This window comes from Streptomyces blattellae, assembly GCF_009709555.1.
GTDB classification, from domain to species: domain Bacteria; phylum Actinomycetota; class Actinomycetes; order Streptomycetales; family Streptomycetaceae; genus Streptomyces; species Streptomyces blattellae.
The window spans coordinates 1-330 of the sequence record NZ_WJBG01000008.1 but is presented as its reverse complement, the minus strand read 5'-3'; the positions used below and the strand labels follow the sequence as shown (position 1 = coordinate 330).

Sequence of the window (330 nt, the reverse complement as noted above, 5' to 3'; positions counted from 1 at the left end):
TGGTGGTCGCCGCGATGCTGTTCACGATGACGTCGTGGCTGGTCAGGGGCCTGCCCCGCCAGTTCATGGAGATGTGGGAGAACAGCCGGTGCTCGATTCTGTTCCATTTCGATGTGCCGGGAGGAAAGTGACACACGGTGATCTCCAGGCCGGTCTCCACGGCCAGGGAAGCGAGTTCAGCCTTCCAGGCGCGGGTGCGGCAGCCGTTGGAGCCGCCCGCGTCCGCGGTGATCAGCAGGCGGCGTGAGCTTGGGTAGGCGGCCCGTCCGACTGCGTGCCACCAGCGGCGCAGGGTCTGGACGGCGAAGGCGGCTGTGTCGTGATCACAGC

Annotated in this window: 1 protein-coding gene; it reads right to left on the bottom strand. The window is 67.0% G+C overall.

Annotated elements, in window-relative coordinates; translation table 11 throughout:
• Positions 1–330: ISAzo13-like element transposase-related protein (locus GFH49_RS00445; RefSeq protein WP_408055873.1), on the bottom strand; the 330-nt coding region annotated here is incomplete at both ends.